This is a genomic window from Caballeronia arationis (assembly GCF_001544975.2).
Lineage (GTDB): Bacteria > Pseudomonadota > Gammaproteobacteria > Burkholderiales > Burkholderiaceae > Caballeronia > Caballeronia arationis.
The window spans coordinates 1-6,257 of the sequence record NZ_FCOG02000224.1 but is presented as its reverse complement, the minus strand read 5'-3'; the positions used below and the strand labels follow the sequence as shown (position 1 = coordinate 6,257).

Genomic DNA, 6,257 nt, shown 5'->3' with positions numbered 1-6,257 from the left:
GTTCGGCGCGGGCGACAAGGGCGCGCAGTCCTGCACCCAGCCGAGAAGCAAACCCTGACGGCGCCTACTCACCCTAGACGGCACAATGTTTTGGACTCTCCCAAATTTTCGGCGGCACTCCGTCGTAGTCGCGTGGATCGGGCCTCAATCCTAGACGCGAGCCGCTCCAACTTACCTGGACTTTTAGCGCCGCCTGCGGTCGTCGTATGTGAAGGAGGCCCGCAGGCCGAGTTTCTTACGGCGCTATCACAAGCGAAGTGCAACACCTATGGGCTTTGTCAGTTTGCCGAGATTGAAACGGAGCCACCGCAGGTGAGACACTCGTTCAGAAGCCGGTCGACGGATTTCGGGTTACTTCGGTGAATTCGCGCCACGCAATGAATTTCGCCGCGAGTTGTTTGCGATAGGTTGAGGCGCTCAGCAGATGCCGCTTGAGCGCGCACGAGCTGTAGTGATCGGTGACGCGTGCGAAAGTGCGAAAGTTCCATCGCCCCATATGTAGCAGAGGAGAATCGAATGTCGCAGAAGTGACGACGACGGCCTATCGCCAATCGTGCCTAAACTAAGCGTGAGCTATGCACTCGAGTTCGATGAGAAACTCGGGGCGTGGAAGTGCCGCAACGATGACCGTTGAGCGAGCAGGTGAATTCGACTGGAAGGTGCTGTGCCAAACCTCGTTCATGCCCGCGAAATCAGCCTGGCGGGTGAGGAAAACCGTACACTTGTCGACGCTCTCCATTGAGGATCCAGCGGCCTCAACGATGGCTTGGACCTTCTTGAGAACCACATCAGTTTGAAGACGAATGTCGGGTCCGGCGTCGCCCGAAACTTGCCCCGATACATAGATAACGTTGCCTACGCGTATGCCCGGCGAATATGGAGTCGCTCCTGGGGCCACCCCGGCAGGCAACACAACCTTTCGCGTCGACTGTGAACTTTCAGGTCCCGCGCAAGCAGCCACGAATCCAGCAAGGCACACGAGTACAGTCAGCCGTGCACGAACTGTTGACATGATCGCGCTCCTCGCTTCGAGATTGTGAGGCAGTAAAGAACGTCGAACGGCCCTTACTTCTTGACTTCGCTTGACTGCAAGGAATGGTAGGTGATTCTGGCGACTAGTCAACCTGACCCGAAGAAGGCAAATGGTGGTCAGCGAATACACCGATCAATTCTGTGCCGGAAAGCCGGGCATCGGCCAATTTGGGCCGCTCCATGAAGCCTGCTTCGCGATGCTGCCCGCGATTGAATCGGCCGCGTGACCGCCCAGCGTTCCACTTAAAATCGAGAAAACTGTCCGAACGAACGGGGCCAGAGCTGTCTAGCTACGGCGCGCGCGACATCGCACGAGCCGTTCGCATGGCCGATGTTCCGTTTGGTCCGTGGATTTAGCCCTTTCTTAAGGGCGTTTACGAATTTGGGGTTTCCCCAGTTTGTACAGGGCAAAATGCGTCAGTACCGCTCCCACCGACGCGCCCACTATCTTGCGACTTCTATTGTCCGAAGAAAATATCGCAATTCGGAGCAGCACTGCATTGGCCCTGAACATGGGCCCTCGGAGCCATGGGTTTTTGCGCGCCTGCGGCCATGCTGGTCCCACCGGGCATCCCGCCGTAGGAGGTGCTATCGACGGTCGACGGCGCGGTGGCATCCGCGTTCTGCTGCATGGTCGGGGTGGCCTGCGGTGCCGCGGCGTCTTGCGACTGTTGCGCCTGAGCGGCGCCCGCCACGGCGAACACGCCAGCGACCATTGTCGCGACTACGATTCCTAGTTTCACTTTAAACTCCTAGTTGATGCGCAAGCAGCCAATCAGAAAGCTCTGCGGGCTGCTCACTGTGGGATTTCCGACTGGCGGCCCGACCCTCGTGAAACGGGCCGTTTGCTCAGAACGGGCGAAGGTCAGTTGGATGCGTCGTCGTGACACCCTCTACTGACGTGGTTAAAAGCCTTCCCGATAAACGCGCGAGTAGAAACCTCGCGATGCAGGCCGAGCGAAACGAACCCGCCCAAAATCTGCCGATGGACCTCGTGAGTCCGAGTGCGCATCAAGGAGCACGCGATATTCAAGGTAGGCCTTTCGTTAAGCGACCGCAATCCAAATCAAGGAGGGATACTATTGTCGGGGTCGCTTTTGTGGTTGCGGCTCCTTGTCGACGACGCTACTACTTGAAAATGCATGCGGTAAGCTCGATGAAAGATGCGCCCGAAGAAATTGCTCCGAGGCAAAAATAACGACTTTGCCAGGGCAGACTTAGCCGCTGCGGGCCCACCGGACTGAACATCACCGTCCGTTCGTCAGGCGTAGCAGAGGTCGACGCGGAAGCCCTTCTCGTAAAGCGTATCTTGATGCACTCGCGCTATCGACCGCCAACCGGTACGGGGCGACCCAGCCCGGTGGATCTCTTTACAGTCTCAACAGTTCCAACCCGTTCATTGCGCGTTTTCTCGAACAGGGTAGCGGAATCGGGCACACGGTCGGCGGCGTCATCACATCGGCGGAAGGGGCGCACTCTACGCTGCGGCAGGGTCATCGGCAGCCTGGGGGTGAGCGGCGACAGTGCGTGCGCCGATCATGCCATCGTCTATCGAATGCGCGAGCATGCCGGCCTCGGCACAGTCCCGAAGGGCCAGGGGCCGAACAACACCGACAACATCATCCACGCGGCAAGCTCGTCGCCGATCGGCTTCGAGCACCCTCATTGCTTTCCAAACGACCTGAGCGCTAGCGCTGTTGAGAACCTCGGCGGCCGATAATGGTCGACGCGTAACTAACCGCTAGTGAAGAGGTCGAGCGGATACGGGGAGCTAATATTGGCCGACCCATCTACTGGATCGGCTGAATCGCCTACGCAAGCAGCGTTGCCCTGTCCGCCGCTCGTTCGACGATGACCGTATGACCGGCACGAGGCTGACCAGCCCCTCTCCGATTGCGCGAACGCCTCGCGCATCGGCGTGCGGCTCACGTTCAACTGCTTCGCGACCTGAACTTTCAACAGACGGCTCTCGGCTCGAGTACGCCTTGGACGATCGCCGCGCGCAAGGCGGGGTACGACGACGCCTTCGCTAGACGAACCGACCGGCGCATCGACCGTGCGTATACGCGTGTGAAAGTGCTTCGCGATGGAGTCGAGCGTCGGGCGCGGAGGCAGGCTTTACCCCTTGCTGACGAGCGATTCTTTCAGCAGGCATCGGCACCTCGCGATGTTCGTGAGACGCCGTGTATGGATTAGACACAAGGAGACGGCAATGGGCGAGATCGATGGCCGCAGCCCGTTTTGCTCGATCGAGCGGAAGGCTTGCGGACCTTGACGCTGACCCAAGCCGCAACCGAGCGCATCGCGCTTCACTTGTGCGCTCAAGCACAGAGAACTGGCACTTTATGCTGGGTTGTTCGTGGTCGGCGTGAAGTAGAAGGTGTTCGGCAGGGCGTGCCGTGGACGCCGCATCACAATCCGAAGCCGGACGGGCAGATGACGTTCGATCGCCTTTCGCCCTTCTCAAAGCTCGTACACGTCCGGCGGACGGAAACGCGCTTCGGGCCCGGTATATACCTGCAGAATGATGTCGACGGGTACCGTCGCATCCTTCAGCGTGAGACGCGCGGGCTGATTTTCTTCATGACTCGTGCTGAGAAACACAGGACGCTGAAACCGGCGTCGAAGTGCAAAGAGATCGTCATCATCAGGATGCGGATCTAGAGCCAGCAAGGCGATGCGGCGCTCGTCATCAACGCGCAGAACGGCGTGCATTGCAGGACGTGCGATATCAAGGACCCGTCGCAGAATATCGTCTGGTGACGCTGGAAGGCGGCGGTCCGGAAATTCGGGCATATGAATGCGCGCGGCCGCGCGAATCACCAAAAGTACGTAGCTTTCACCCCGAACGTGCGGGGCGCTGCGAACGCGTAACGGTACGAGTCATCAAACGTGTACTCCTCGGCGGCGCGTAAATACGCGCTGATTCGTCACGTTGCGGACATACGCCATGAACTCGACGTTCTTGCGGTTCGGCATCCAGGTGGCCGAGAGGTCGGCGGTCAGATACGGCTTTTGATAATCGTCGGCGTAGTTGTAGATCGTGAAGTGCTGACCGCTCTGGAACTTCGCATCCACGCGGCCGACGATGCGCTCTGCCGCCGTCATCCACGCATGTTCGAGCCCGAAGCCGATCGTGAGCGCCGGGCTCTGCGGCGGCGCATTGCCGGCGAGCTGCACGTTCTGGCCGTTGCCATCGTCGACGACGAAATCGGTGAAGCGCGCGTGCAGCCATGCCACGGAGAACGTCAGCAGGCCAACCGGATCGACCAGCGCATGGATATCGGCATCCGCGCCATAGATATGCGTGCGGCCCGCGTTGACGATTTTGGTGCCCACACGCCCGTCGGCGAACGGCACCACCTGCGCGATTTGCTGACCCGAATAATCATAGTCGAAGACGCTCGCGTTGATCTGCACGCGCTGCGCATTCCACAGCGACTTCGTCCCGATCTCGATGCCCTTCAGCGTCTCGGGCGCATACGAACCCGACGACGAGAAGCCGCCCGACTTGTAGCCGGTGTCGTAGCGCAGGGAGTTCATCATCGCCGAGGTGGGTGCATATTCGGCCGCGAGCTGCACGGTCGCCTTCGACCATGAACCGGCGTCGTCCTGCGGCACGTGCGTATAGTCGAACGGCGGCTCGTTTGAATCCGCGAAGAAATATTCGCCTTCGCGGCTCTTTTTGTCGCGGGTCACGCGCATGCCCGCGGTCAGTCTGATCTTGTCGGTCACCCAGTACGACGACTGCCCGTATGCGGCCGTCGATGTCGTGCGGATCCCATAAGCGAACGCGAGTGTGGGCTGATAGACGCCGCCGTCGAACGGCGATTCGTTCGCGCTGTACAGCGACGACGACTCGCGAAAGTACGACACGCCCGCTTGCCATGACCACCGTCCATCGCCGAGTGAGCTCGCGCGCACTTCCTGATTCAGCGTCTTGGGAAACTCGTTCTGCTGGTACGACACCGGTTCGGCGAAACTTGGACTGCTGTCGGCCGCATAACGCCAGGTCAAGTTGTCGTAGCTGCCTGTATAGCTGAGTTCGACGCCCGGCAAGTCAAACGCGACGCTCCAGCGGGCGATCGTATCGTCGATGCTTTGCGATTGCGCCGTTGCATAGGTGAAGGTGCGCTGATCGGCCGGGAAGGGTGGCTTCTCGTGCGAGAGAATGCCGTTCGCATCGTAGATGTAGGGAATGTCGAGCGAGACCGGGCCGACGCCCTTCAACGTCGTCTGTTGCGCGGTGAACAGCATGCGCAGCTGCGAGCTCGGCTCGAGCGCGACGGTCACGCGTCCCGAGCGCGAGTTCTCGTCGTCGCCGTCCGCCTGCGGCGCATTGTTCAGATAGCCGTCGTGCCGGCGCGAGATGGCCGCCACGCGAAACTGCAGAACGTCGTTGACCGGGACGTTGACCATCGCCTCCAGATTTCGCGTGGCGTAATTGCCGAGATCGACCGACGCGCGGCCCTCGAACGCCCGCGAAGGCTTGGCCGTCGCGATCTCGACGATGCCCCCCACCGCGTTGCGCCCATATAGCGCGCCTTGCGGCCCGCGCAGCACGGAGATGTGGTCGAGGTCGTAAAGCGTGCCGCTCAACGCGTAGGGGCGATTGTTCGAGCTTCCGTCCGTCACGACGACCACGGACGGATCGCCGATCTCGGTCGTGTCGCGACTGGAGATGCCGCGAATCGTCAGCACGGGCACGACGGTCTGTAGCTGCGCGTAGTTGAGATCCGGCGCGATCGTGGCGAGCGATTTGACATCGCTGACGCCGGTGCTTTCGAGGAAGGCGTCGCCATAGACGCTCATGGCGATCGGCGTGCGCTGCTCGGACGCGGGCTGCTTTTCCGCCCTGACGATGATTGGCTTCAGCTGCTGGCTGCCTGAATCGCTTTCATCTGCGCGAGCGCCGGGCGCAAGAAAGGCACTTAGGAAAAGCAGGCGCGCCGCCGTCGAAGCACGACGGCGATGAACGACCTCGCTACGCGGGAAGGACATGACAATCGAAGTCTGGATGCAGCACAACACCTGCGGTTGCTACGGAGGCTGTCGGACACTGCTGGCCGTCCTCGCTCTCCAGAAGGATATCGGCCCGGGTGGAAAAATTTACTGCGCGAATGCGCCGGGAAGCGACGAATTATAGCGTTCGCAGCGCGTCATTGTGGGAGGGCGTTCAGCGACGCTCAGCGCTTCTTCGCCTCTTCGAGACACGCCGCCAGCTT

4 protein-coding genes and 3 pseudogenes are annotated in these 6,257 nt (G+C 60.5%); 2 read left to right on the top strand and 5 right to left on the bottom strand.

Going from position 1 to position 6,257, the window contains the following annotated elements:
• Positions 1-325 precede the first annotated feature (325 nt).
• From AWB81_RS49235 to AWB81_RS39555, 3 genes and pseudogenes are all read right to left on the bottom strand, one after another.
• A pseudogene (locus AWB81_RS49235) lies at positions 326-439 on the bottom strand (IS6 family transposase); the annotation flags it as partial.
• A gap of 123 nt (positions 440-562) precedes the next feature.
• A complete protein-coding gene (locus AWB81_RS49010) occupies positions 563-1,012 on the bottom strand; it encodes a RidA family protein (protein ID WP_087135529.1) in 450 nt (149 codons plus the stop codon).
• Positions 1,013-1,490: 478 nt separating this feature from the next.
• A complete protein-coding gene (locus AWB81_RS39555; protein WP_144444326.1) occupies positions 1,491-1,775 on the bottom strand; it encodes a hypothetical protein in 285 nt (94 codons plus the stop codon).
• Between the two features lie 767 nt (positions 1,776-2,542).
• On the opposite strand from AWB81_RS39555, the gene AWB81_RS47725 reads away from it, so the two are divergent.
• Entirely contained in the window at positions 2,543-2,752 is a 210-nt protein-coding gene (locus AWB81_RS47725) for a hypothetical protein (protein ID WP_235026160.1), read from the top strand.
• A gap of 749 nt (positions 2,753-3,501) precedes the next feature.
• On the opposite strand, the pseudogene AWB81_RS47720 reads toward AWB81_RS47725, so the two are convergent.
• Positions 3,502-3,636, bottom strand: a pseudogene (locus AWB81_RS47720) (4Fe-4S dicluster domain-containing protein); the annotation flags it as partial.
• Positions 3,637-3,705: 69 nt separating this feature from the next.
• Between AWB81_RS47720 and AWB81_RS45325 the strand changes: the two are divergent.
• Positions 3,706-3,812 (top strand): annotated as a pseudogene (locus AWB81_RS45325) (4Fe-4S dicluster domain-containing protein); the annotation flags it as partial.
• Between the two features lie 106 nt (positions 3,813-3,918).
• On the opposite strand, the gene AWB81_RS39530 reads toward AWB81_RS45325, so the two are convergent.
• Positions 3,919-6,033 carry a TonB-dependent receptor gene (locus tag AWB81_RS39530; RefSeq protein WP_062643711.1) on the bottom strand — a complete coding sequence of 705 codons (2,115 nt, stop codon included), beginning with the start codon at positions 6,031-6,033 and terminating at the stop codon, positions 3,919-3,921.
• Positions 6,034-6,257: the final 224 nt, after the last annotated feature.

Bases quoted from the DNA above. Each gene is read 5' to 3' on its own strand.
- AWB81_RS49010 (WP_087135529.1), bottom strand. From the start codon at position 1,012: ATGTCAACAGTTCGTGCACGGCTGACTGTACTCGTGTGCCTTGCTGGA.
- AWB81_RS39530 (WP_062643711.1), bottom strand. From the start codon at position 6,033: ATGTCCTTCCCGCGTAGCGAGGTCGTTCATCGCCGTCGTGCTTCGACG.